Source organism: Luteimonas sp. A501 (assembly GCF_054052085.1).
On the sequence record NZ_JBSVRI010000003.1, the window covers coordinates 174,247 to 200,257 of the forward strand.

Consider the following 26,011-nt stretch of genomic DNA (forward strand, 5'->3'; position numbering starts at 1 on the left):
AGCGGAGCCCGGCCATACGCCTGCGCAGGGGTGGCAATCGCCCGGGGCACATCCCATGATTGGAAGCGAACCCCCCCACTATCCCCACGCCATGCCTGCTTCCCTGCTCGACTTCCTCGCCGGTGGCCTCGTCCAGTCCGGTTTCTGGGGTCTCTTCGCGTTCTTCCTGATCGTCACCCAGCTGACCATCTTCACGGTGACCCTGTACCTGCACCGCAGCCAGACCCACCGCGGCGTCGACTTCCACCCGGTGCTGGCGCACTTCTTCCGGTTCTGGGGCTGGCTGACCACCTCGATGATCACCAAGGAGTGGGTGGCCATCCATCGCAAGCACCACGCGCGCTGCGAAACCGAAGAAGACCCGCACAGCCCCATGCACAAGGGCATCAAGGAAGTCTTCTGGAAGGGTGCCGAGCTCTACCGGGAAGCGCGGACGCACCGCGCCGACATGGAACAGTACGGCCGCGGCACGCCCGACGACTGGATCGAGCGCAAGCTCTATACCCCGCACGCGACGATGGGCCCGGTGCTGATGCTGGCCATCAACGCCACCCTGTTCGGCGCCGCGGGCGTTGCGATCTGGGCGATCCAGATGCTGTGGATCCCGTTCTGGGCCGCCGGCGTGGTCAACGGCCTGGGCCACTGGTGGGGCTACCGCAACTTCGAGACCACCGACACCGCCACCAACCTCAGCCCGTGGGCGGTGTGGATCGGTGGCGAAGAGCTGCACAACAACCACCACGCCTTCCCCAGTTCGGCCAAGTTCGCGCTGCGCCGCTGGGAGTTCGACATCGGCTGGGCGGTGATCAAGGGCCTGCAGGCGGTGCGCCTGGCCAAGGTCCTGCGCGTGGCGCCCTCGCTGGACGTGCGCCCGAACATCAACGTGCCGGACTCCGACACCCTCAAGGCCCTGCTGGCGCTGCGCTTCCAGGCCATGACCGACTACCAGAAGCGCGTGCTCAAGCCCGCCCTGCGCGAAGAGGCCGCCGCGGCCGGGGCGAAGCTTCGCGCGCTGCTGCCGCGCAAGCTGCGCCGGGGCCTGGTGGACGACGGCCGCTGGCTGAAGCCCGAGGCCCGCGCGGAGCTTCATGACTGGGTCGAGCAGCGCCCGCGCATCCGCACCCTGGTCGAGTATCGCGCCCGCCTGGCGGCCGTGCTTGAAGCGCGCAGCCAGAATGCCGCCGACTCGCTGGCCCACCTGCAAGCCTGGTGCCACGAGGCCGAGGCCAGCGGCATCCGCGTGCTGCAGGACTATGCCGCGCGGCTGAAGGGGTATTCGCTGCAGCCGGCGCGCGGCTGAGGCAGAGGGCGCCTCCGTGCCCGCAGTGACCGACATGGATACGCGGCGGCCCGGCTGGAAACAGCCGGGCCGCCGTGCGTTCGGCCCGGCGTTGCTGGGTGGCGCACTGGTTGCCGTGATCTCCATGGTCGCCGCGGCGCAGGTCACCGCCACCGGTGACTACCTCGAACGCATGGACTCCGATGGCGATGGCCGGGTGTCGCTGGCCGAGTACCTCGACTGGATGGGCTACGCGTTCCGGGAGATGGACCGCGACGGCGACGGCGTGCTGGCGTCGGCCGAGCTGCCCGGCGGAAAGGGCGGGCCGCTCACTCTCGAACAGCACCGCACGCGGCTGGCGGCGCGCTTCGCCAAGCAGGACGCGGACGGCGACGGGTTCCTTGATGCACGGGAGCTGGTCGCGCCCCCGCAAGCCTGAGCCGACGCGTCGGCGCGCGTGCCGCGCTGCCCGGCCGGCGACGAACTGCTAGCATCCTGCCAATGCCGGGACACGCCGCACAGCGCCGATGAATCCTGCGACGATCGAAGTCGTCGCCAGCGTGCTGTTCGCGCTGGCGATCGTGCATACCTTCAGCACCACCCTGTTCCTGCGCCTGGCGCAACGGCAGCCGGCGCACGCCGGCAGCTGGCACCTGCTGGGCGAAGTGGAAGTGGTCTTCGGCTTCTGGGCGATGCTGCTGGTGGTGGCCTTCGCCTTGCTCGAGGGCGTGCCCGAGGCCACCGCCTACGTCGATTCGCGCAACTACACCGAGCCCATGTTCGTGTTCGCGATCATGGTGATCGCGGGCACGCGGCCGATCCTGTGGGCGGCCACGCACCTGGTGGACGGCCTGGCGCGGCTGCTGCCCTGGCGCAACGGCCTGGAGTTCTGCTTCAGCGTGCTGGCCCTGGTGCCACTGCTGGGCTCGTTCATCACCGAGCCGGCGGCAATGACGCTGGCGGCGATGATGCTGGCGCGGCGCGTCTACGCGGTGAAGGTGTCCAACAAGGTCAAGTACGCGTTGCTCGGCACGCTGTTTGTCAACGTCTCGATCGGCGGCGTGCTGACGCCGTTCGCCGCGCCACCGGTGCTGATGGTCGCCGGCAAGTGGAACTGGGACATCGCCTTCATGATGGCGAACTTCGGCTGGAAGGCGGCGCTCGCGGTCGCGTTCAACGCCGCGGCCGTGGTGTTCGTGTTCCGCAAGGAGCTGGGCAGGCTGCCTTCGGCGAAGGAAGACACGAAGGTGCCGATGTCGATCCCGCTGGTCATCGTGCACCTGCTGTTCCTGGTCGGCCTGGTGGTGTTCGCGCACCATCCCGCGATGTTCATGGCGATCTTCCTGGTGTTCCTCGGCGTCGCCACCGCCTATCGCCAGTACCAGGATCGCCTGATCCTGCGCGAGGGCCTGCTGGTCGCCTTCTTCCTGGCCGGCCTGGTGGTGCTGGGCGGCATGCAGCGGTGGTGGCTGGAGCCGCTGCTGATGAACATGAGCAGCGACGCGGTGTTCTTCGGCGCGGCCGGCCTGACCGCGATCACCGACAACGCCGCGCTGACCTACCTCGGCTCCCTGGTCGAGGGCCTGAGCGACGAGTTCAAGTACATGCTGGTGGCCGGCGCGGTGGCTGGCGGCGGCCTGACGGTGATCGCGAACGCGCCCAACCCGGCCGGCATGTCCATCGTGCGGCGGCACTTCAACAACGAGTCGGTGCATCCGCTGGGCCTGTTGATCGCGGCCCTGCCACCGACCCTGGTGGCGATCGTGGCGCTGCGCTGGCTCTGAGCCCGCGTCCCGCGCCGGGGATCAGCTGCCGCAGGCGTTGCGCAGCACCGGATCATCCGCGGACAGCTGCACCCAGTTCGCATTCTTCAAGTGTCCGCCGTCCTCCAGTTCGACCTGATCGAGCAGGTCGGCCCGGCGGTGCGCGTCGCAGTCGAACACCGCGCCGTACTGCCGCGTCGGCTCCCAGCGGCCGGCGAGGATGACCCGGGTCAGCACCTGGCCGGGCACGTCCGCGTGGCGGCGGTCGAAGCGGTGGTCGACGGCGATCAGCCGGTTGGTCAACGGCACCACGTAGGTCCAGGGGCGGTACCAGGAGCGCACGTGGTTGGTGGACGCGATCTCCACGCCGTCGGGGAAGGTGCCGGTGGTGCGGTCGAGCCAGGAATACTCGAACCAGATCGCCATCAGCAGCATCCCGGCGCCCGCGGCGGCGGGAACGATCCACTGCGGCAGGCGTTTGCGCAGGGCGATGTTGATCGAGAGCGCGATGCCGGCCAGGCCGAAGCCGGCGGCGATGATGGCGATGAACTCCAGCAGCATGGAAGCTCCCGATGCGGTGGCTGACAGGTGGACGGGAATTGTAGTCGTGACCCGGTGCGCCGGACCGCGCGCGCCGGAAGCAGTGCGGCCCGCCCCCGTCGCCGGGAGCGGGCCGCCGTTTCAGTACCGCAGGTGGATCAGTGGCCGGTGGCCGCGCCCGCACCGCGCGGGACGCGGATGTCCTCGACCAGGTGCTGGATGTGTTCCGGCACCGGTGCAGTCACCTTCATCGTGATATAGGCGGCGATGAAGTTCAGGAGCGCGCCGATCGCGCCGAAGGCCAGCGGCGAGATGCCGAACAGCCAGTTCTCGGGGGTGTCGGCCAGCATGTTGGTCCCCGGGATGAAGAACCAGCCCTTGTAGGTGAACAGGTACACGCTGGTGGCGACCAGGCCGGTCAGCATGCCGACGATCGCACCGGTGGAGTTCATCTTCGTGGAGAAGATGCCCATCATGATCGCCGGGAACAGGGAGCTTGCCGCCAGTCCGAACGCGAACGCCACGGTTTGCGCCGCGAATCCGGGTGGATTCATGCCCAGCCAGGTGGCGAGCACGATCGCCGCCGCCATCGACACCCGTGCTGCCAGCAGTTCCCCCTTTTCGGTGATGTCGGGTTTGAACGTGCGCTTGATCAGGTCATGGCTCACCGCCGACGAGATCGCCAGCAGCAGGCCTGCCGCCGTCGACAGCGCCGCCGCCAGGCCACCGGCCGCGATCAGGGCGATCACCCAGCCGGGCAGGCCGGCGATTTCCGGATTCGCCAGCACCAGGATGTCCTGGTTGAAGGTAACCATCTCGTTGCCCTGCCAGCCGCGCTCGGCCGCGATCGCCGCGAACTCGGTGCTCGCCTCGTTGTACGACTGGATCATGCCGTCGCCGTTCTTGTCCTCGAACGCCAGCAGGCCGGTCTGCTCCCAGTTGTGCATCCAGTCCGGGCGCGCTTCATAGGTGAGCGATTCGGCGGCACGGGTGCCTTCGGGGTAGATCGTGGTCAGGATGTTCAGGCGTGCCATCGCGCCCACCGCCGGGGCCACGGTGTAGAGCAGGGCGATGAACACCAGCGCCCAGCCCGCCGACTTGCGGGCGTCGGACACCTTGGGCACGGTGAAGAAGCGGACGATCACGTGCGGCAGGCCGGCGGTGCCGACCATCAGCGACAGCGTGAACAGCGTCATGTTGAGGGTGGAATCATGCAGCCCGGTGTAGTCGTTGAAGCCCAGGTCCACCAGGATCTGGTCGAGCCTGGCCAGCAGCGGCATGCCGCTGTCGACATGGGTGGAGAACAGGCCCAGCTGCGGGATCGGATTGCCGGTCAGCTGCAGCGAGATGAACACCGCCGGGATGGTGTAGGCGATGATCAGCACGATGTACTGCGCCACCTGGGTGTAGGTGATGCCCTTCATGCCGCCCAGCACCGCATACACGAACACCACCGCCGAAGCGATCAGCAGGCCGGTGTTGGTGTCGACCTCCAGGAAGCGCGAGAACGCCACGCCGGCGCCGGTCATCTGCCCGATCACGTAGGTGATCGAGATCATCAAGAGCGCCGCCACCGCCACCAGGCGCGCGGTCCGACTGTAGTACCGGTCGCCGATGAATTCGGGCACGGTGAAGCGGCCGAACTTGCGCAGGTAGGGCGCCAGCAGCATCGCCAGCAGCACGTAGCCGCCGGTCCAGCCCATCAAGTACGCCGAATTGCCGTAGCCGATGAAGGCGATCAGGCCCGCCATCGAGATGAACGAGGCCGCCGACATCCAGTCCGCGGCGATCGCCATGCCGTTCATCACCGGATGGACGCTGCGGCCCGCGGCGTAGAACTCGGAGGTGGAAGCGGCGCGCGCCCAGATCGCGATCGCGATGTAGACCAGGAACGAGCCGCCGACGAAGATGAGGTTGAGAGTGAATTGATCCATGGTCGGCCCCTTATTGCTCGTCCACGTCGTACTCGCGATCGAGCCGGTTCATGTACCAGGTGTAGAAAACGATGAGCGCGATGAAGGTCAGGATCGAACCCTGCTGCGCGAACCAGAAGCCGAGGTCGGTGCCGCCGATGCGGATGCCCGCGAGCAGCGGACGCAGGATGATGCCGAACCCGTACGACACCAGGGCCCAGATGCCCATGCAGATGAAGATGATCCGGAGATTGGCCTTCCAGTAGTTTTGTGGTGATTTCTCGGACATGGCTGTCTTTGCCCCTCAGGCAGGTGGATCAGAAGGTGTACTTGACGGTCGTCTGGATGCGCTTGAGGTCGCCCTTGCGGCTGTCCTCGAGCTCACGCTGGCCCCAGCCGATCTCCGCGCCGATGTCGAGCTTGGGGAACGGCGAATAGATCAGGTTGGCGTGGAACGACTGCGAGCGCTCGGTCGCGCCGAAGCTCTGCACGATTCCATTGGCATCGATGACGCTTCCCCAGCCGGCAAGCCCGCGGTCGTTGTCGAACTCCGCCACCGAATACATCAGGTTGCTGCGCAGCTTGCCGTTGAAGGCGTGCCGCCAGGCGACGAAGCCGCCGGCGCCGTCCTGCGCATGCAGGTTGCCGTTGGCGTCGAGCACCGAATCCGCGCCCAGGCCGAAGCCCAGGTAGCGGCCGATGCCGCTGCCGTAGTTGGCCATCCAGCGGATGTCGTCGTTGGCGCCGATGTTGAACCGGCCCGACAGGCTGACCGCGGCCCCGGTCTCGCTTTCGTCGCCGGATTTGAGCTGGCGCAGCAGGCCGGCGGCGCTGAAGTGGCCCCAGTCGCCCTTCATGACGTAGCGCGCGGTCACGTCGGGCATCGAATCGCTGCCGCCGCCGTTGTTGCGCGCGGCGGTGGCGATGGTGCCGACCGTGGTGTGCGGGTTCTCCAGGGCCACCGAGAACGGGCCGCTGGTATAGCGGATCTGCGCCTGGCGGACGAAGGTGGTGCCTTCGGTGACGCCGACGAAGTCCACGGCCTCCGGCAGCGCCGCCACGTCCTGGAAGTTCGACCAGGTCTGGCCGGCCAGCCAGCTGTTCCAGCTGACGAAGGCCTGGCGCACGGTGATGCCGTGGGTGTTGGTGTTGACCTCGTTGCCGAGGTTGGCGCTGCCGCCGCCGTACATGTCGGCCTCGATGTAGGCGCGGAACTTGTCGCCGTCCTCGGTGGTGTGGTCGGCGGCGAACCAGAACCGCGAGAACGCGGCGTGGAAGTCGGTATAGGGATCGCTGTCGGGCTCGGCGCCGTTGGCGGTGACCGGGATCGTGCCCGGCACGTAGAACATGCGGCCGGCGGAACCTTCGGCGATCGCGCCGTCGCTGGTATCGGTGACCATGGCGTCGAACTTGATGAAGCCGCCGTAGGTGAACACCGCGTCCGGGTTGGCGAGGATCGGCTTGGACTGCAGCGGCGTCGCCGCCGGCTGCACGACCTGGACCTGGTCGAGCCGGGTCTGCGCCCGGGTGATGCTTTCCTGCTGCTGTTGCTGCCCCTGCAGCAGGGTCTGGATCTGCGCTTCGAGCTGGGCCACGCGTGCCTCGAGCTCCTGTTCCTTCGCGCTCTGCGCGAAGGCCATGCCGGGTGCCGCCAGTGCGACCAGCACCGCGGTCGCCAGCAATCGCCGCGAGTTGCGTCGTTTCGTCATCATCGCTCCCTCCCACAGGATGCCCGCGCAGTGCGCGGTGTCCCGAGCCTGACCGCGTGGCGGGTGCCCGCCTATTCGCCATTGGTCGAATACGGCGGGCCGGACGCGCCTGCGGTGCTACCGGCCCGTGGTTCGGCGCGACCCCTGCAGCGCCAGCCAGCAGAGGCCGACGGTGACCGCGTCGCCCAGCGCGCTGTGGCGGTCCAGCAGCGGAACGCCGAGGTCGCCGGCGATGTGCTGGAAGTCGAGGTTGGGCGGCGCATTGGGCTGGGCGCGGCGTTCGCGCGCGGCGAAGGCATCCGCCAGGTCCGCGCGCGGGTTGGGCAGGCTGAAGCCGGTGAGTGCGCGCACGTGCGGCGACAGCATCGCCAGGTCGAAGGACAGGTTGTAGCCAAGCAGGGTGCGTCCCTCCAGCCAGTGCAGGAAATCGCGCACCGCGGCCGTGACCGCCACGCCTTCCGCGGCCTCGTCGGGGGTGATGCGGTGGTGGCGGATGGACTCGATGCCGAAGGCGCGGTCGGCGCGGATGCGGCGCTCAAAGCGCTCGGAGGTGACCACGCGACCGTCGCGCACGGGCACCGCGGCGAGGCTGAGGATATGGTCCTGCTTCGGGTCCAGGCCGGTGGTTTCCAGGTCCAGGCTGACCCATTCGCCGGGTGGCGCGGGCCGCAGCAGGGCGGCCCATTCGCCGTCGCCGGCCTTCCGCTTCAGCAGCCATCGCCGGAAAGCCCGCATCCTAGTCCCGCAGGTGGAAGCTTTGGCGGATGTGGCTGCGGAAGTCCTTGACCACGTGCAGTGCGTCGCGCATCAGCTCGCGGTCGAGCCGGCGCAGCCGCGACGGATCGATGTGGTTGCCGGGCGCCTTGCCGGCTTCCAGCGCGGCGAACTGCGCGTCCAGGCGCATGTGCTGGAACACGTTGAGTGCCTGCGGCAGGTCGCGGCCCAGGCCCGGCGACAGCTCGCCGCACTCGACCAGCGCGGCGCAGCGGTCGCGGCTTCCGGTGGCGGTGATCCCGTGGCGCAGCGCCAGGCAGCGCAGGCCGTGGACCACCGGGAAGATGCCGCCCTTTTTGATGTCGGTGCCGCCGCCACCGCCGCGGACCCGGCCGAAAAAGGTCAGCGGGGTGTCGAACTCGAGCGTGGCCGCGGCCAGGTGGTGGAGCAGGATCGCGTCGTCGCCCAGCGCCATCAGCGCGTCCTTGACCGGCGCGAACAGCGCCGCGTTGCCGGCCACCGGCCGCGCGTCGAGCGCGATCGACAGGTCCAGCGCGCCCTGGCCGCCATGCACGTGCTTCCACTGGCCGATGCGCTCGCGCCACTGCGTCGCGCCCATCCGCCAGTGCGGGTTGTCGACCATCACCCGGCCCGGGCACGGCGGATAGCCGACCTGGGCGAGCGCCGCGCTGAAGCGGTCCATCGCTTCCGCCAGCCCGGGCCAGTCGAGGTCGTCGGCGAGCACCAGGGCGTTGTCCTGGTCGGTCTTGAGCAGCTGTTCGCGGCGGCCCTCGCTGCCCATGGCCAGCAGGCAGATCCGGTCGCGGAGCTCGACCGGGACCACCAGCTCGAAGACCCGGCCCATGACCAGGCTGTTGAGCGCGCTGACCAGCTCGCTCATGTAGGCGATGCGCGCGCCGTGGACGTTCAGGCTGCGCACCAGCCGGGTCATGCCGGAGGCGGCCTCGGCGATGGCGTCGATGTCGCGGGCGCGCGCCAGGCGCAGGCTGATCAGGTGCGAATGACTGGCGAAGTGCGCCAGCACCTCGGCCATGCCCAGGGTGCCCGCCACCCGGCTGCCCTCGGTGACCACCACGCGCTCGATCTGGCGCTCGGTCATGTCGATCAGGGCCTGGAACAGCACTTCGCCGGTGCCGATGGTGGCCAGCGGGCGCGTGGCCAGCGGGCCGATCGGCGCGTCCAGCGGCAGGCGCTGCTGCGTCAGCGCATCCAGCAGGTCGGTGCGGGTGACGATGCCCGGCGCGTCGTGGTCGCGGTCGTAGACCAGCAGGCAGTCCACGCGCCGCTCGCGCAGGCGCGCGCTGGCCGCGGCGATCGTGGTCGTGGCGTCGACGCGCTCGGGCGGCGCCAGGTCGGCCTCGCCTACCCGGATCACCATCAGCTCGCCGGCGTCGCGCCGTTCGCTGCTGCTGGAGAGCCGGCCCTTGGTGGCCAGGCCTTCGTTGAAGTACGCCGCCACGCGCGGGTTGTCGGCCAGCAGCTGGCGGAACGTGGCGGCCGGGACCAGGTGGCTCAGGCAATCGCCTTCGCTGCGGTAGCTCAGGCGCGCGCGCCCGGCCATGACCGCCCAGGCGCCGATGACGTCGCCAGGCCCGTAGTCGGCGAAGCGCTCCTCGCGGCCGCGGTCATCGACCTGGAAGGCGTGGACCAGGCCCTTGAGGATGACGAAGACGTGCGGCGAGTCCTTGCCGGCTTCGATCAGGGTGGTGCCGCCGGGATGGAAGCCGATGTCGACGCTGGCCTGCAGGCGGTGGCGCCCCGCGTCGTCGAGCAGGTCGAACGGCGGCAGGCTGAGGTCCAGGCCGGGCACGGGATCCATGGCCGCATTGTGCGTCGCCCGCGCGGGGCGGTGAATAGACCAAGGTCTAAAAACCGCGCCGCCTGGCAATGCGGCAAACTGACCTGTACACGTTCCAGAGGGTGAGCCGCCATGTCCGAAGATATCTACCCCGTCCCCGAGGACTTCGCCGCGCAGGCCAACGTCACGCAGGCTGACTACGACCGCGACTACGCCGAGTCCATCCGCGATCCCGACGCGTTCTGGGGCCGCATCGCCGGGCGCCTGGACTGGATGAAGCCGCCGACCCGCATCCGCGACGTCAGCTTCGACCGCGAGGACTTCAGGATCCGCTGGTTCGCCGATGGCGAGCTCAACGTCAGCGTGAACTGCCTCGACCGCCATCTCGCCACCCGCGGGGACAAGACCGCGCTGGTATTCGAGCCCGACAGCCCCGATGGCGAGGCCAGGCGCGTCAGCTACCGCGAGCTGCACGCCCGCGTCTGCCGCCTGGCCAACGCCCTGCGCAGCCTCGGCATCGCCAAGGGTGACCGCGTCACCATCTATCTGCCGATGATCGTCGAAGCGGCCGTCGCCATGCTTGCCTGTGCGCGCATCGGCGCGGTGCACAACGTGGTCTTCGGCGGCTTCTCTGCCAACTCGATCGCAGATCGCGTCGGCGACAGCGGCGCCAAGCTCATCATCACCGCCGACGAGGGCCTGCGCGGCAGCAAGAGGGTGCCGCTGAAGGCGAACGTCGACGCCGCGCTCAAGCTGCCGGGCACCACCACCGTCGAGACGGTGCTGGTGGTGCGCCATACCGGCGGCGCGGTCGACATGCAGATGCCGCGCGACCGCTGGTACGACGCCGTGGTCGACGGCCAGCCGGACACCTGCGAGCCCGAGCGCATGAACGCCGAGGACCCGCTGTTCATCCTTTACACCTCGGGGTCCACCGGCAAGCCCAAGGGCGTGCTGCACACCACCGGCGGCTACCTGCTGTTCGCCGCCTACACCCACGAGTGCGTGTTCGACCTCAAGGAAGACGACGTCTACTGGTGCACCGCCGACGTCGGCTGGGTCACCGGCCACAGCTACATCGTCTATGGGCCGCTGGCCAACGGCGCCACCTCGCTGATCTTCGAGGGCGTGCCCAGCTATCCGGACGCCTCGCGCTTCTGGCAGGTCATCGACAAGCACCAGGTCACCATCTTCTATACGGCCCCGACCGCCATCCGCGCTCTGATGCGCGAGGGCGACGAGCCGGTGAAGCGCACCTCGCGCAAGTCGCTGCGCCTCCTGGGCAGCGTCGGCGAGCCGATCAATCCCGAGGCCTGGCGCTGGTACAACGACGTGGTCGGCGACGGCCGTTGCCCGATCGTCGACACCTGGTGGCAGACCGAGAACGGCGGCATCCTGATCTCGCCGCTGCCCGGCGCCTGGGCGACCAAGCCGGGTTCGGCCACCAAGCCCTTCTTCGGCGTGCAGCCGGCGATCGTGGACGCCGCCGGCAACATCCTGGAGGGCGAGGCCGAGGGCAACCTGGTGATCATGGACTCCTGGCCCGGCCAGATGCGCACCGTCTATGGCGACGACCAGCGCTTCTTCGACACCTACTTCGCCGCCTATCCCGGCAGCTACTTCACCGGCGACGGCGTGCGCCGCGATGCCGACGGCTACTACTGGATCACCGGCCGCGTCGACGACGTGATCAACGTGTCCGGCCATCGCATCGGCACCGCGGAAGTGGAAAGCGCGCTGGTGCTGCATCCCAAGGTGGCCGAGGCCGCCGTGGTCGGCTTCCCGCACGACATCAAGGGCCAGGGCATCTACGCCTACGTGACCCTGATCGCGGGCGAGGTCGAAAGCGACGAACTGCTCAAGGAGCTGGTCGCGCACGTGCGCAAGGAGATCGGCCCGATCGCCTCGCCCGACTTCCTGCAGTGGGCGCCGGTGCTGCCGAAGACGCGTTCGGGCAAGATCATGCGGCGCATCCTGCGCAAGATCGCCGAGAACGCGCCCGACCAGCTCGGTGACACCAGTACGCTCGCCGACCCGTCCGTGGTCGACGCGCTGCTGGGCAACCGACGGGGTGCGTGAGCGCACGTGGCCACCCTGCTGATCGCCGACGACCACCCCCTGTTCCGCGAAGCGCTGCGGGGGGTCGTTGCACGCGTGATGCCCGAGGCCACCCTGCGCGAAGCCGATAACGTCGACAAGCTCTACGCCCTGGTGGAGTCCGAGCCCGACGCCGATCTGCTGCTGCTTGACCTCAACATGCCGGGTGCACAGGGCTTCAGCGCCCTGGTGCACCTGCGCGCGCAGCACCCGGAGCTCCCGGTGGTGGTGGTGTCCGCGCGCGAGGAGCCTGCGGTGATGCGCCGCGCGCTGGATCACGGCGCCATGGGCTTCATCCCCAAGTCGGTGGACTCGGCCACGCTGGGCCGGGCGCTGGCGCAGGTGCTGGACGGCGACCGCTGGGCGCCGGCGGCCGCGCTTGCCGCCCCGGCCGCGGGTGCGGAGGAGCACGACGCCGCCAAGCGCGTGGCCGACCTCACCCCGCAGCAGTTCCGCGTGCTGCAGATGCTGGGCATGGGCCTGCTCAACAAGCAGATCGCGTGGGAGCTGGATGTATCCGAGGCCACCGTCAAGGCCCACATGACCGCGGTCCTGCGCAAGCTTGGCGCCAGCAACCGCACCCAGGCGGTGCTGATCGCCGGCAAGCTTGCCCTGGAGCCCGGCGCGATCGCGCCGCAGCCCGACGAAGGCGACTGAGCTCAGCCTTCCTGCGCGGGGGCGACCAGTCGCTTCTGCACGTCCTCGCGCAGCTGCACCAGCTCGACCTCGGCCTGGCGACGGGCCTGCATGCCGTCGCGATGGATGGTGCGGACTTCTTCCACGGTCTGGATCAGCTGTTCGTGGACGTGGCGCAGGGTGCCGATGTCGATCACCGCGCGCTGGTTCGCCTTCGCGGTCTCGACCGAGGTCTGCCGCATCATGTCGGCGTTCCTGCGCATGATCTCGTTGGTGGCATCGTCGATCGCGTTCGAGAGCTCGACCGCGTTCTTCTGCTCGTTGAGCGAGAGCTGGATCGCGAACTGGCGCTTCCAAGACGGGATCGTGATGTTGCGCACCGCGTTGAACTTCTCGATCAGCTGGATCGCGTTGGCCTGGATCAAACGGATCATCGGCAGTGACTGATCGGCGGCGTGCTGCATCACGGTCAGGTCGCCGACGCGTTTGTCGAGCAGGCGCATCGCGTTCTCGACCCCGGCGCGGCGGTCGCGCGAGGCCGGGTCTTCCTGGCCGGCCAGCGACTGCTGCTCGGCGGCCAGTTCGGCCAGGCGAACCTTGCCGGCAGCGACGTGCAGCCCCAGCGCGTGGCGCTCGTCGCGGACGATGTCGTGCATGCGGTCGAACTCGCCCACGCGCTGCGCCTGGGTGCCCTGCTTCTGCGCCACGTCGCGCATCAGCTGCTCGATCTGCTGGTTGGTGCTGCCGAACTTCTGCACCAGGTCGTCCTTCGACGCGCGCATGCGGTCGATCAGGCCGCCGATCACCGGCACCTTGGAACGCCCGGCGAAGCTCTCCAGATCCAGCGAACGCGCGATGCGCACGACTTCGCCGAGCTTGTCGCCGGCCTCGTCGAGGTCGCGGTTGCGCACCTGGTCAAGCATCTGGCTGGAGAAGGCCGCGGTCTTGCCCGCGGCCTCGCGGCCGAAGACATGCAGGTTGCCGGGCGTGATGTCCTGTAGGGACTTGCCGATCTCGGCGATGGCGCCGGCGTCGGCCGTGGTCAGCCCGAGGGTCTTGAGCGTGGCGTCGTCGAGCACGTCGGCGGCGGGGACGAGGGCGCCGTGGTCCGTGGGGTCCTGGCTCATGCGGGTTCTCCGTGATGGATCAATCGAGTTTACCGGCCATCGCGTCCACTTCGGACTCGATGGCCGCCCAGGCTTTGGCGGCATCGCCGGCGCGGCGACGGCCCGACGTGCCGGCCTCGGCCAGCGCCTGCTGGCGCCAGGCGGGAAGCAGGACGTCGCGGATGCGCCGGTAGCGTGCGAGCAGTTCGAGGTCTTGCGCATGCAGCAGTTCCAGCTGGCGCAGGCCGAGCTGTCGCGCGGTTTGCACGGTGGCGAGCTGTCCCAGGCGGCGCTCGAGGTTCGCGCGCCCCGGGGCTGCCGTGCCTGGCGGGGCGGCATCGGTGGTTGCGCCGGCATCCGCATGCGCATCCAGCCAGTCGCGGGCACGCGAGATCGCGGAATCGAGGCCGGTGATGGCGGCTTCGGTCCTGGCCTGCAACTGCTGCTGGATGACTCCACGTGCTTCCAGCGCAGCCGCACTGCGGTCGGCCGCGGCGACCAGGGTGCCCATGCGCGTGCGCAGCGCCACGGCCTCCGATTCAGCCAGCACGTCGCGGCCCATGAGCCGTCCGACCAGGCCCACGCCGCGGCGCGCGCTGCGCGGGTCATGGGCTTGCAGGGCGCGACGCAGATCCTCCAGGCACGCCACGAGGGCGGCCGCGTCGGCGTGGTCGAGCGCGGCGGTGACCCGCGCTTCGAGTCCACTGTCCAGCGCATCCTGCCCATAGTGCAGCACGGCCAGCGCATCATCGAGATCGACGGGCGGATCCCCTTGCCCATTGGCCATGCTCAGACCTCGTCCGGCTTTTCGCCGTTGCGGATGCGCAGCTGGCGCAGCAGTTCCTCCAGCTCGATCTCCTGCGCGGTGGGAGTGCGCCTGCGCCGCGTTGGCGCGCTGCCAGGGGCCGGGGCGTCGGCCAGCTTCGTGCGCAGCAGGTCGAGGAGCTTCACCAGCGCGACGTTGAGCTCCGCCTGCCTGTCCTGGCCCTGCGACAGGTGCGCGAGCATCGGCTCGAACGCGCCGCGCATCGCTTCGGGAAGCGCCTGCAGCCAGGGCGTGTCGGTGGCACCGGTATCGGTCAAGGCATCGGCGGAGCGGACGGCATTTGCCTGCAGCGATGCAAGTAGCGCGTCCCATGGCACCTCGGCCTGCGCCGGGGCGCCGGCGCGCAGGTCCTGCAGCGACTGCAGGCCGGATGCGATGTCGGCCAGCTGAGCGACCACGCGGGCGCCGGTGTCGGCATCCTCGCCGCCCATGGCCTTGTTGCGCAGGAAGTCGCGCTTGACCTGCTCCCAGCGCGCGGACTGCTCCGTGGTCATCGTGCCGCGCAGCTCGGCCAGCTTGAGCAGGTTCTCCTCGGCGCCGGTGGTCAAGAGCTGCGACTCGCCCATGTAGTGGTCGGCGATCAGCTGCTGCAGCTCGGCGGCGTTCATCACCGGCGAGACCTTTTCCGCCAGCTTGTTCATGTTGCGGTAGCTGCCCTGGAGCTTGAACGGCGGCTCGGTGCGGTAGCGGTCGGACTGCGCGGCGCTGGCGATGTACTGCTGGTTGACGCGGTAGACCACGTCGCGCACCTGCATCAGCCGCTGCAGCGTGGCCACGATCTCGTTGACCTCGGCGCCGCTGTAGACGTGCGAAAGGTTGTTGGTGGAAACGTCGTGACCCGAGGACTTGTCGGCCAGCAGGTGCAGGTCGGACAGCTCGCGCGTGGCCAGTGGGGCCAGCACCGGGCTCGAGGTCAGGCTGTTCTCGATGTAGCTGAGCTTGAACGCCTCTTCCATGCCGCCAAGCACGTCGCCGAGATTGTAGATGTCGGCGCGGTTGGCAAGCATGTCCGGGATCCGGAACACCTCGCCGGACTCCGTGTAGGGGTTGCCGGCCATCACCACGCAGAATTTCTTGCCGCGCATGTCATAGGTGCGCGTGCGCCCCTTCCATACACCCTCGATGCGGCGCGTGCCGTCGCACAGCGAGATGAACTTCTGCAGGAACTCGGGATGGGTGTGCTGGATGTCGTCGACATACAGCATCGTGTTGTTGCCCATCTCCAGCGCCAGGTTGAGTTTTTCCAGCTCTTGGCGCGAGGTGGCGTCGGGCGCCTGCTCCGGGTCCAGCGACTTCACCTCGTGCCCCAGCGCCGGGCCGTTGATTTTCATGAAAACCAGGCCCAGGCGGTCGGCCACGTACTCCATCAGCGTGGTCTTGCCGTAGCCGGGCGGCGAGATCAGCATCAAAAGACCCATCAGGTCGCTGCGCTTGTTCTCGCCCACGGTGCCCATCTGCTTGGCGAGGTTGTCGCCGATGATCGGCAGGTAGACCTCGTCGAGCAGGCGGTTGCGGACGAAGGAGCTCAGAGGCCGCGCCTTGAATTCGGACAGGCGCAGCGCCTCGCGCTCGCGGCTGGCGATGCGCTGGCGAATCGCCTGGTAGCCCTCGAATCCCGGGATGAAGTGGCTGCGGTGCCGGCGGAAGCGCAGCAGGAAGTCGTCGATGGGCAGGGCCATGCGGCCGCCGGCCATGCGCGGGTGTTCGCCGAGCAGGCCCTCTACCCGCGCGATCAGGGTCGTGTCGACGATGCGGTGGCGCAGCGCGCGCCCGGTGAGCAGCAGGGCGATGGCTTCCGGCACGTAGCCGGCGAGCTCGGCGTACGCGCCCTGCGCGCACATCGCCTGCAGCCACTGTGCCGCCAGCGCCCACTGCGCGGCGGGGCGGGCGGCCAGGCGCTCCAGCGAGCGGTCGAAGCTGTCCTCCATGTCCGCGGCCTGCAGCTTCGCGCGCAGCGCGTCGACCAGGTCGCGCGCGTAGTGGCTGAAGCCGAAGGTCGGGTCGCCGCTGCGCAGCTCTTCGACCAGGTAGTCGGCGCCGATGCCGGCCAGCGAGGCGTCGACGGGGAGCGCGTGGTCGGCGACGAAGGTGCCCAGAGTTGTCGCGATGTCCCCGCGCAGCGCGTCCAGTCCTTCGCGCGAACCGAACAGGGTGTGCACGGCCTCTGCGCCGACGGCGCGCTGCGGCCAGGCCTTTGCTTCGGCATCGCCCTGCAGCTGCTGCCAGGCGACCAGCACGAGCGCGCGCGCGGCCGGCGCGTGCACCAGGGCGCCGGCATTGCGGTGCAGCGGCAGCAGGGCGCGGAGCAGCAGGGCGGCATCGTGGTCGTGGATGCCCTTCTCGTAGCCTTCGCGATAGCGCGGAGCCGCGAAGTCGCGGACCAGGCGCTCCAGGGCCTCCGGGTCGGCGGCGGCCTTGTCCAGGGCGTCCATGTCGAGGTTGTCGCGCCCGGCGACCGCGGCGTCCAGCACCAGGCCGGCCAGGTATTCGCCGCGATACAGCGCAGGTGACTCGGATTCCAGCGCCACCTGCCACCAGTCGCGCAGCGCTTGGAGCTCGTCGTCGTGAATGGTTTCGTAGTAGTCGGTACCGGTCAGGTGGATCGCCAGTGCGTCGCCCCGCGGCAGGATGGTCAGGTCCAGCGGCTGGGTGTTGACGCTGAAGCGGTGTCGCGGGCCGAGGCGGATGACATTGCCGCCGTCCTCGAACAGGTCGCTGCGGTCACGCAGGCTGCGCACCGCCTGGTCGCGCACGCCCTTCAGCCGTGCCTCGACGTCGTCGGCCTTGACGCTGTCGCGCAGCGCACGCAGCCGGTCCGCCAGCTCGCGCAGCTTGAGGATCAGCGGGTCGCCGGCGAAGAAGGCGTTGAGCTCGTCGGCGCTTGCGAAACGCTCGGTGCGCCGCGGCAGGCCGTCGAGGATACGCGCGGCGGCGTCGAACACCGCCTGTGCGCGGCGCTGGCGGTCGTCGAGGAGCGTCTGCTTGTGCCCCTCGAAGGTGTCCAGCAACTCCTCGCGCTTGGCGAGGATGTCGCCCAGGAATTGTTCGTGCTCGCCGAACTGGCTCTCCAGCTCCTCCAGCTGGACCATCAGCCGCGACAGCTGCTCGTCGGCGCGCTCCGGGTCGGTGGCCAGGCCCAGGGCGCTGGCGATCGATTGGCCGAACAGGGTGAACTGCGCGCCGAACTGGGCCACGGCCTCGGCCGACCCCAGGCTGCGGCGCTTCTGTTCCGCGCGCGCGCGGGTCTGGTTCAGGCGCGCATAGATCGCGGAGATCGCCTCGACCACGGCCGTGCGCCGGGTGGCGTCGTCGACCTTCAGGCTGGCCATCAGCTCGGACAGCATGTCGAGCTCGGCGGACATCGCGCGCAGGCCGTCGAGCGCCTCGGCCAGTGTGCGTGCGGTCTCCGCCGCCTGCGCGTCCGCATCAAGCTGCTTCAGGCGCTCATGGAAGGGCTGCAGCGCCTTGTCGCCGCCGAGGAACCCGCCGGTGGCGGCGCCGATGGCGTCGTGCGCCTCCTGCAGCTCCGCGCCCATCGCGTCGATGGCGGCGGTGTCGATGTAGCGGAGGTCGCGGACGGTCAGCAGGTGGCCGCGCTGGCGCGAGATGTCGCGCAGCGCGTCGACGTATTCGCCGATGCCGGCCCAGTTCTCCGGCCGCAGCCGTCCGAGCAGGGCCTTCTGCTCCGCGTTCGCCTCGGCGATGGCGGCGCCGGACTGGCGGCGGATGTCCTCGACCTTCTCGTACTCGTCGAGCACCGATTCGCCGGTGGCGCTGATTGCGTGCAGCAGGTCCGCGGCGCCCTCGCAGTGTGCGTCGTCGATCCAGTGGTGCGCGTCGAACATGCGCCGCGCGTCGTCGACCAGCAGCTGGTAGCGCTGCAGCGAGGCCCGTGGTTCGTCGATCGTGCGCGCCAACTCCAGCAGGTCGGAGACGCCGCGCACCAGGGCGGCGTTGCCGATCCGGCCCATGAAGCTGGTGCCCGGCGGGCGCCGGGCGGCGAACTCCTCGCTGGTGAACGGCGTCCGCCAGACCTGCATCGGGTGGATGCGGGTCGGCGCGTCGCCCTCGGCGTGGAACAGCACCATGCGCCCGTCGGCCAGCAGCGCATAGCCGTGGCCGAACACCGGGTTCTGCAGCGCGCGCCGGATCGAGTTGTAGACGAACAACGCCGAACGCCCGGCCTCGCGGTGGTAGAAGACGTACATCACGTCCTCGCCGTTGGGCGAGCGGATGCTGCGGCGGTACTGCATGCCGTCCATCTGCGCGTCGAAGGCCTTGTGCTCGCCGTTCTGCAGGTAGTAGCCGCCAGGGAACACGATGCCGTGGTCCTCGGGGAGCTGCACGCAGGCCTGCACGATGGCGTCGATGCGGGTCACGGTGCCGGTGATCGTGTTGTAGACCAGGCCGCGCCATTCGGTCTCGCGGTAGGGCAGGATCTTCAGCAGCACCAGCGAGCCGACGCGCGCGAAGTCGATCGTGGCGTCGTCGAGCGACTGGGTCGCGTCCTCCACCGGCTCGCTGTACACGCCCTGGCCGGTCTCGGTGTTGTTCTCGACCTTGACCGTCAGGTCGCCGCCGGTGGTCTCGACAAAGACGGTGTCGAGGATGTTGAGGTGCGGATGGCGCCCGGTCTCCTCGAGGTCGCGGGTTGCGCGGGACCATTCGAAGTCGAAGGCCGGCGGCAGCGCGATGTCGCGCTCGCCGCGGGAGTCGATCCAGGTGAATTCGCCGCGGCTGGAGATCGCCCAGCGGAACACGCGCACGTCGCTGCTGCGCTCGCCGATCTGGAACGCGGCCAGCAGCTTGCCGTCGCGCACGATCAGCTGGAGCAGGCGCGCGTGCTTGTAGTAGGCGTAGAGCTCGGTGAAGTCGTGGACGAAGCCGGGATCGGCGAGGAGCGTGTCCCTGAAGTCGACCGGGGTCACGTCGTAGCCGTCGGGGCCTTCGACCAGCCGGTACAGGCCGAACACGTCCTCGATCCGGGTCCGCGTCTTCAGGCCGAGGTAGACGTTGTAGCCGAACAGCAGCAGGTCGTCGCCGACCTGGACGATGTCGCGGCCGACGCAGTTGTTCTCGGTGCGGATGCGGAAGCGTCCGGCGACCTCCATCCGGCTGTCGCCGAATTCCTCCAGGCGGCGGGCGTTGAGCCCGTCGACGATGCCGCGGAGCTGTGCGCCCTGTTCGGCGAGGCGGCGCCTGAGCACTTCGTAGGCGCCACCCTGGGTGACGGCCTGGTCGACTGCGGCGGCATTGCCGGCGCCGGCCTCGGCTGCGGCTTGCGCGGGATCGGTGGTCGGGTTCGGTTCGGTCATCGACTGCGTCATTCCTGTACTGCGATGGCGCCCGCGCGGATCGCCACGCGGGCGTGCCGGGTCAGCGAGGCTCGCCGCTGTTCGCGGGCAGCGCGCGGCCGCCGCCGACGCCCAGGTACTTCTGCATCAGCTCCTGCACCACCGGGCTCTTGTCGGTCAGGCCCTCGATCGACTTGCCCAGCGAGATCGCCTTGATCAGGCTGTCGAACATGCCGCCGTCGCCGCCGACCATGTCGATGTTGGCGTTGCGCAGCGCGGTGGCGACGACCTCGGCGTTCTCCTTCGACACTTCCTTGCCCGCCTCGATCGAGGCCAGCGCCTGCTTGAGGCTGGTGTCGAGCGCCATGCGGTATTCCTCGTGGCTGCGCGCGTTGTCGGTCAGGGCGTCGATGGCCAGGAACTTCCTGGTCAGGCCCTCGGCCTCGGCGAACAGCTTCTCGGCCAGGATCGTGGCCTCGGTCTTGCCCTGCTTGAGGTTGGCGTCGGCCATGGCATCGACCACGCGGGCCTCGGCCACGCCGACCTTCTCGATCGCGATCGCGCCGGCTTCCTTGACCTGGGCCTCGGCCAGGCCGGGTGCCGCCTGCTCGGCGCGCACGCCCTCGGCCAGGGACTTCTTGGCCTCGGCCTGCTTGTGCGCGGCCTCCAGCTCGGCCTGGGCCAGGGTGGTGATCTCAACCGCGCGATGCCTGGCGGCGGTCTCGCTGGCCTCGGCCTCCTTGACCTGCTCAAGCAGCGCCTGCTGCGCGCGCGCCTCGGCGTCGAGGATCGCGATCTGCTTCAGGCGGTCGGCCTCGGAGACTTCGCGTACTTCCTTGATGCGCTCCTCCTCCTGCGCCACCGTCTTGTCGATGGCGATGCGCTCGCGGGTGATGTTGGCAACGTCCATCCGTCCCTGCTCGACGACCTTGTCGCGCTCGACGCCCTGCAGCTGCACTTCGCGATCGGTGGTGACCTGCTCCAGCTGCTTCGCGCGCTCGACGCGCTCGGCCTCGATGGCCACCGCGCGCTGGCGGTTCTGCTCGGCGACCTCCACCTCGCGCATGCGGTTCTGGTCGCGGATGTCGATCAGCTGCTGGGCCTCGATGCGTGCGTTCTCGGACAGCTGGCGCTGCTCTTCCTGCACGCGCAAGGTCTCGGCGGTCTCGCGCGCCTGGATGGTTTCGATCTCGCGCTTCTGGCGGGCCTCGGCCTCGGCCTGCTGGCGTTCCAGTGCCAGCGTCGCCTCGCGGGTCTCGACGTTCTTCTTGGTGATCGCCAGGTGCTCGTTCTGCGACAGCTCGTTGGTGATCACGTTCTGCGACGCGGTCAGCTCGGTGATCTTGCGGATGCCCTCGGCGTCGAGGATGTTGTTCGGATCCAGGACCTGCTTGGGCGTCTGCTCCAGGTAGTCGATCGCGACGTCTTCCAGCACGTAGCCGTTGAGGTCGTTGCCGATGACCTTGATGATCTCGTCGCGAAACTCCTGGCGCTTCTCGAACAGGTCGGTGAACTCGAACTTCTTGCCCACCGTCTTCAGCGCTTCGGAGAACTTGGCGTTGAACAGCTCGTCGACCGCGTGCTTGTCCGAGGCGCGGTCGGCGCCCAACGACTTGGCCACGCGCAGCACGTCGGCTTGGGTCTCGTTGACACGCAGGTAGAAGGCCACCGCGATGTCGGCGCGCATGTTGTCGCGACAGATCAGGCCCTCCTTGCCGCGGCGATCGATCTGCAGCGTGATCAGGCTGATCTTCATCAACTCGGCGCGGTACAGCACCGGGATGATCAGCCCGCCGGTGAAGCGCACCTTGGGCGTGGAGCTGAGGTCGTTCACGATCAAGGCGGTGCCCTGGTCGACCTTCTTGTAGAAGGCCTTGAACAGGCCGGCGATGCCGACCAGCACGACCAACAGCATGCCGATGCCGATCAGGAAGGGGGCGAACAGGGCGAATTCCATCGATGTTTCTCCAGTCGTGTCTTGTTCGTTTCGATCAAAGGTGTTCGTAGTCGCGCTCGGGCACGACGTTCCAGGTGTTTCTGTCGAGCGCATGTGCGATCAGGACGACCCGGTCGCCGCGCTTCATCCCGGCCGCCACGTCCCCGCGCACCTGCAGCACCAGCCCGGCGCCACCGTCGTCGAGATCGGCCATGCCGTGCGAGGCGTCCACGTCCGGGGTGCGCACCACCGCCACGCGGCCGAGCAGGGAGGTGGCCGCCGGCGGGCGCAGGCGCAGCAGCCAGCGCCGGACCGGCCGCAGCGCGGTGGCCGTGGCAAGGACTGCCGGCGGCAGCGCGAGCAGGGCAACGCCGGCGCCAAGCAGCCAGCGCAGCGGACCGGGGAAGTGTTGCAGCACCAGCAGCTGCACGAAATAGGTCGCCAGCCAGGCGAAGAACACCACCAGGGTGGCCACCAGCATCGTCGGCACCCCGGCCAGCCCGAGGCGGCCGAAGAGTCCGGCGATGCCGCCCGGTTCGGCGTCGACGCCCAGGTCGAGGGCGTCGAGGCCGTCGATCTCGACCAGGCCGATGGACGCCAGCAGCCAATAGGCCAGGCAGCCGCCAAGCAGGACGCTGTAGAGCAGCGTCGGAAATTCAAGCGATGTAGTGAGGAATGCCTCCATCTTGCCCTCCTGTCGGCCGATGCGATGCGAGCGGCCGGTTCCCCGGGCCGGACATGATGCCAGCCCCGGATGCCATCTGTTCAGTACAGGACGCGGACGAATGGTTGGATGTGACCGTCTTGAGGCATCAGGGCACATGACCCGCCACGTGTGCGCTCCGCTGCGCAGCCAGGAACGCACGCAGCGATGCCGGCTTGATCGGTTTGGTCAGCACGCGGTAGCCACGGGCACGCGCATCGCGCTTCACCTGGTCACTGCCGTCGGCGGTCACCAGCGCGCCGGGTACGCGCGGCCCGTGCTCGCGCAGTGCATCCAGCGTGTCCAGGCCATCCATCCGGTCGTGCAGGTGGTAGTCCACGAGCAGCACGTCGGGTGCCTGGGCCATCTTCTCCAGCGCCTCGTCCACGGTGGTCGCACGCAGCACGTCGATCTTCCAGCGTCCCAGCAGCATCGCCATGCCGGCGAGGATGTCGACGTCGTTGTCGACGCACAGCACGCACATGCCCTCGAGCGAATCCGGAAGCCCGGCCGCGGGCGTGGCCGCCGGTCGCGGCTCGGCGTGGGCGGCGCGCGGTGCGCTGATCGAGAACATGCTGCCGCGGCCGCTGCGCGAGCTCACGTTAAGCGGATGGTCGAGCACATGGGAAATGCGCTGGCAGATCGAGAGCCCCAGGCCCAGGCCCTGCGCGTCCCAGCTCTCGGGGTGTTCGATGCGGAAGAACTCGTCGAAGATCTGCTGCAGGTGATACTCGGGTATGCCCGGGCCGGTATCCCAGACCTGCAGTTCGACCACCTCGCCACGGGCGCGCGCGGCCAGCACCACGCGGCCTTCGCGGGTGTAGCGCAAGGCATTGGCGAGGAAGTTCTGAAGCACGCGGCGCAGCAGGCGGCGGTCGCTGCGCACCGGCAGGCGCGGGGCATGTACGCGCAGGTCGATGCCACGCGCGGCGGCGAGCGGGGCGTACTGCGCGGCCAGTTCCGCCAGCAGCTCGGCGGCGTCGAAATCGAGCAGCTGCGGCTGCAGGGCCCCGGCATCCAGGCGGGAGACGTCAAGCAGGCCCTCCAGCAACTCCTCGGCGGCGCGCAGCGAGGTGTCGACGCGCTCGGCAAGGTGGCGCTGCTCGGCCACTGTCTCGCTTTCGCGCAGCGCCGAGGCGAACAGGCGCGCGGCGTTGAGTGGCTGCAGCACGTCGTGGCTGACCGCGGCCAGGAAGCGGGTGCGCGAGGCCTGCGCGGCCTCGGCCTCCCGGGTGCGGATGGCCACGCGCTGCTCGAGCGTTTCGTTGACCTCGCGCAGCTCGCGCTCCACCCGTTTGTATTCGGTGACATCGCTGTAGCTGGTGACATAGCCGCCGCCAGGCAGTGGCTGGCCGCGCATCTCCACCACCTGGCCGTTGCTGCGCACGCGCTCGAACACGTAGGGCGAACCCGCGCGCATGTAGTCCATGCGCTTCTCGACCTCGGCCTCGATGTCGGGGTTGCCGCCGCCGAGTTCCCCGCGCAGCGCGTTGTAGCGGATCAGGTCGGCCACCTGGCGGCCGACGTAGAGCATGCCTTCGGGGTAGTCGTACAGCTCCGCATAGCGCAGGTTCCAGGACACCAGGCGCATCCCGCGGTCGACCACGCTCACGCCCTGGTCGAGGTTGTCGAGCGTGGCCGACAGGATGGCGCGGTCGAAGCGCAGGTCCTGGCCGGCCTCGTCGAGCACCGCGACCACTTCGGCCACGTCCATGCCGGAGCCCTTCAGCGCGCTGGTCATCACCAGCCGCGCCGAAGAGGCGCCGATCGCGGCGGCCAGCAGGCGTTCGGTGAACTGGGCCCAGCCGCGGTCGGTGGGCGTGGCCGGCTCCAGCTCGCGACCGCTGGCGACGGCGTGGTCGGCGAAGGCGCGGCGCGCGGTGGTGCCGCCGACGAAGCGACCGGCCAGGACCAGCAGGTCGCCAACCTGCATCGAGCTGTAAGGCACGCCGGTCCCCAGCGGGAGCTGCGCGGCGGCGTAGGGATCGAGGAAGGGCGCGATCCGCAGCCGTTCCTCGAAGCCCGGCCGCCAGCGCGCGGACACCAGGAGCAGCGCGCCGACGTTGACCAGCAGCGACCAGAAGGTGCCGTGTGTCAGTGCGTCCCAGCCTTCGAGCCCGAACAGCTGGCGCGGCCGCAGCCAGCCAATGCCGAAGGGGCCGTCGCGCAGCCACGCGCCATCAAGCCAGCCCGCATCGGTCAGCGTGGGCAGCAACAGCGTGTAGAGCCACATCGCGAAGCCCAGCAGAAGGCCGGCCTCCACGCCCTGGCGGCTGGCGCCGCGCCAGTACAGCCCGCCGATCAGCGCCGGCGCGAACTGCGCCACGGCCGCGAACGACATCAGCCCGTAGGAGGCCAGCGTGGTGTCGCTGCCGCTGACCCGGTAATAGCCCCAGGCCAGTGCGGCCAGGCAGACGATGGTCGCGCGCCGGATCCACAGCACGGTGGAGGCCACGTTGCCGTCGTGGCGCTGCGCCCAGCCCCGCGCCAAGAGCGGCGGCATGATGAGGTCGTTGGAGACCATGGTCGCCAGCGCCACGCTGGACACGATCACCATGCCGGTGGCTGCGGAGAAGCCGCCGACGTAGGCGAACAGCGCCAGCAGGTCGCGGCCCTCGCCCAGCGGCAGCCCGAGCACGAAGGTGTCCGCCGAAGCGACCGAGCCGTCGCCGTACATCGCCAGGCCCGCGGCGGTGATCGGCAGCACCGCCAGCGACACCAGCGCCAGGTAGCTGCCGAACATCCAGCGCGCGCGCCGGATGTCGGCCACGTCCATGCATTCCACCACCGCGACGTGGAACTGCCGCGGCAGGCAGATGATCGCGGTGAATGCGAGCAGGGTCTGGCCGATGAAGCCCACCGGCGGGGCCTCGGCCAGCAGCGTGCGCGTGGCATCGGCCAGCTGGAGCTCGCTGCCGGAGAACCAGAACACGGCGAACACGCCCACGAACAGCAGCGCCACCAGCTTGACCATCGACTCCAGCGCGATGGCCAGCATCATGCCCGGGCGGTGCTCGGTGGCGTCCACCTGGCGGGTGCCGTAGAGGATCGCGAACAGCGCCATCAGCACGGCCACGTACAGCGCCGGGTCGCCGATGCTGGCCAGCAGCTCGTCGCCGCCACCGAGCACCTGCAGGCTCAGCGCCACCGCCTTGTACTGCAGTGCGAGGTAGGGCACCGCGGCGATCAGAGCGATCAGGGTGACCAGGGCCGCCAGCCGCTGCGCGCGCCCGTAGCGGGCGGCGATGAAGTCGGCGATCGACACTGTGCTTTGCGACTGTGCGATCAGCGCCAGGCGCTCGAGGATGCGCCAGCCGAACAGCAGCATGAGCAGCGGACCAAGGTAGATCGCGAAGTAGCCGATGCCGTTGTGGGCCGCGCTACCGACCGCACCGTAGAACGTCCACGACGAGCAGTACACCGCCAACGACAGGCTGTAGACCAGCGGCCGCATCCACGTGCCGCCGGCGCGCATGTGCACCGGGTGGCGGTCGCCCCACCACGCCACCGCGAACAGCAGCGCCGCGTAGCCCAGCGACACCAGCAACAGGATCCAGCCCGGCAGCATCCGCGTCCCCCTCCACGAGGAAAGAAGGCCCACCCCGCAGTCTTGTGGGAGCGGCTACAGCCGCGATCGGGGTCCGGGACTGTCAATCGCGGCTATAGCCGCTCCCAC

17 protein-coding genes are annotated in these 26,011 nt (G+C 69.2%); 5 read left to right on the forward strand and 12 right to left on the reverse strand.

The genetic code is table 11. The annotated features are described in order from the left end of the window. Positions 1-91 precede the first annotated feature (91 nt). The 3 genes from ACW7G5_RS10450 to ACW7G5_RS10460 all read left to right on the forward strand — a co-directional run bounded on the left by ACW7G5_RS10450 (position 92) and on the right by ACW7G5_RS10460 (position 3,063). Positions 92-1,300, forward strand: a complete 1,209-nt coding sequence (locus ACW7G5_RS10450; RefSeq protein WP_457004274.1) for a DesA family fatty acid desaturase — start codon at positions 92-94, stop codon at positions 1,298-1,300. A 124-nt stretch (positions 1,301-1,424) separates the two neighbouring features. Next, positions 1,425-1,718, forward strand: a complete 294-nt coding sequence (locus ACW7G5_RS10455; protein ID WP_457004740.1) for a hypothetical protein — start codon at positions 1,425-1,427, stop codon at positions 1,716-1,718. 88 nt (positions 1,719-1,806) lie between these two features. Beyond that, on the forward strand, positions 1,807-3,063 hold the full coding sequence (locus ACW7G5_RS10460; protein ID WP_457004276.1) for a putative Na+/H+ antiporter: 1,257 nt from the start codon (positions 1,807-1,809) through the stop codon (positions 3,061-3,063). A 21-nt stretch (positions 3,064-3,084) separates the two neighbouring features. Here the strand turns inward: ACW7G5_RS10460 and ACW7G5_RS10465 are convergent, their stop codons facing one another. The 6 genes from ACW7G5_RS10465 to ACW7G5_RS10490 form a co-directional block, all read right to left on the reverse strand. Beyond that, positions 3,085-3,603: a hypothetical protein gene (locus ACW7G5_RS10465; protein ID WP_457004278.1), complete on the reverse strand. Its 519-nt coding sequence runs from the start codon at positions 3,601-3,603 to the stop codon at positions 3,085-3,087. A 137-nt stretch (positions 3,604-3,740) separates the two neighbouring features. Continuing rightward, positions 3,741-5,516, reverse strand: coding sequence for a sodium:solute symporter family protein (locus tag ACW7G5_RS10470; RefSeq protein ID WP_457004280.1), 1,776 nt, complete (start codon positions 5,514-5,516; stop codon positions 3,741-3,743). 10 nt (positions 5,517-5,526) lie between these two features. Next, entirely contained in the window at positions 5,527-5,784 is a 258-nt protein-coding gene (locus tag ACW7G5_RS10475; protein WP_132985879.1) for a DUF4212 domain-containing protein, read from the reverse strand. A gap of 28 nt (positions 5,785-5,812) precedes the next feature. Beyond that, on the reverse strand, positions 5,813-7,207 hold the full coding sequence (locus tag ACW7G5_RS10480) for a DcaP family trimeric outer membrane transporter (protein ID WP_457004282.1): 1,395 nt from the start codon (positions 7,205-7,207) through the stop codon (positions 5,813-5,815). 114 nt (positions 7,208-7,321) lie between these two features. Beyond that, positions 7,322-7,939 carry an exonuclease domain-containing protein gene (locus ACW7G5_RS10485; RefSeq protein ID WP_457004284.1) on the reverse strand — a complete coding sequence of 206 codons (618 nt, stop codon included), beginning with the start codon at positions 7,937-7,939 and terminating at the stop codon, positions 7,322-7,324. Between the two features lies 1 nt (position 7,940). Beyond that, positions 7,941-9,758, reverse strand: coding sequence for a putative nucleotidyltransferase substrate binding domain-containing protein (locus ACW7G5_RS10490; protein ID WP_457004286.1), 1,818 nt, complete (start codon positions 9,756-9,758; stop codon positions 7,941-7,943). Positions 9,759-9,869: 111 nt separating this feature from the next. Here ACW7G5_RS10490 and acs point away from each other — a divergent pair, with 111 nt between their 5' ends. Together acs and ACW7G5_RS10500 are read left to right on the forward strand one after the other, a co-directional pair. Beyond that, the gene (acs, locus tag ACW7G5_RS10495) at positions 9,870-11,816 is read left to right on the forward strand and encodes an acetate--CoA ligase (protein WP_457004288.1); all 1,947 of its coding nucleotides are present in this window, start codon (positions 9,870-9,872) and stop codon (positions 11,814-11,816) included. A 6-nt stretch (positions 11,817-11,822) separates the two neighbouring features. Next, complete coding sequence (locus ACW7G5_RS10500) at positions 11,823-12,491, forward strand: response regulator (protein WP_457004290.1); 669 nt, start codon at positions 11,823-11,825, stop codon at positions 12,489-12,491. 2 nt (positions 12,492-12,493) lie between these two features. On the opposite strand, the gene ACW7G5_RS10505 is transcribed toward ACW7G5_RS10500, so the two are convergent. The 6 genes from ACW7G5_RS10505 to ACW7G5_RS10530 all read right to left on the reverse strand — a co-directional run bounded on the left by ACW7G5_RS10505 (position 12,494) and on the right by ACW7G5_RS10530 (position 25,903). Continuing rightward, positions 12,494-13,597, reverse strand: a complete 1,104-nt coding sequence (locus ACW7G5_RS10505; protein WP_457004292.1) for a toxic anion resistance protein — start codon at positions 13,595-13,597, stop codon at positions 12,494-12,496. 19 nt (positions 13,598-13,616) lie between these two features. After that, the gene (locus ACW7G5_RS10510) at positions 13,617-14,363 is read right to left on the reverse strand and encodes a hypothetical protein (RefSeq protein WP_457004293.1); all 747 of its coding nucleotides are present in this window, start codon (positions 14,361-14,363) and stop codon (positions 13,617-13,619) included. 2 nt (positions 14,364-14,365) lie between these two features. Then, positions 14,366-19,717, reverse strand: a complete 5,352-nt coding sequence (locus ACW7G5_RS10515; protein WP_457004295.1) for a DNA repair ATPase — start codon at positions 19,715-19,717, stop codon at positions 14,366-14,368. Positions 19,718-19,778: 61 nt separating this feature from the next. After that, on the reverse strand, positions 19,779-21,653 hold the full coding sequence (locus ACW7G5_RS10520; RefSeq protein WP_457004297.1) for a hypothetical protein: 1,875 nt from the start codon (positions 21,651-21,653) through the stop codon (positions 19,779-19,781). Between the two features lie 34 nt (positions 21,654-21,687). Then, positions 21,688-22,317, reverse strand: coding sequence for a hypothetical protein (locus tag ACW7G5_RS10525; protein ID WP_457004299.1), 630 nt, complete (start codon positions 22,315-22,317; stop codon positions 21,688-21,690). A 127-nt stretch (positions 22,318-22,444) separates the two neighbouring features. Next, positions 22,445-25,903, reverse strand: a complete 3,459-nt coding sequence (locus ACW7G5_RS10530; RefSeq protein ID WP_457004301.1) for a hybrid sensor histidine kinase/response regulator — start codon at positions 25,901-25,903, stop codon at positions 22,445-22,447. Positions 25,904-26,011 lie beyond the last annotated feature (108 nt).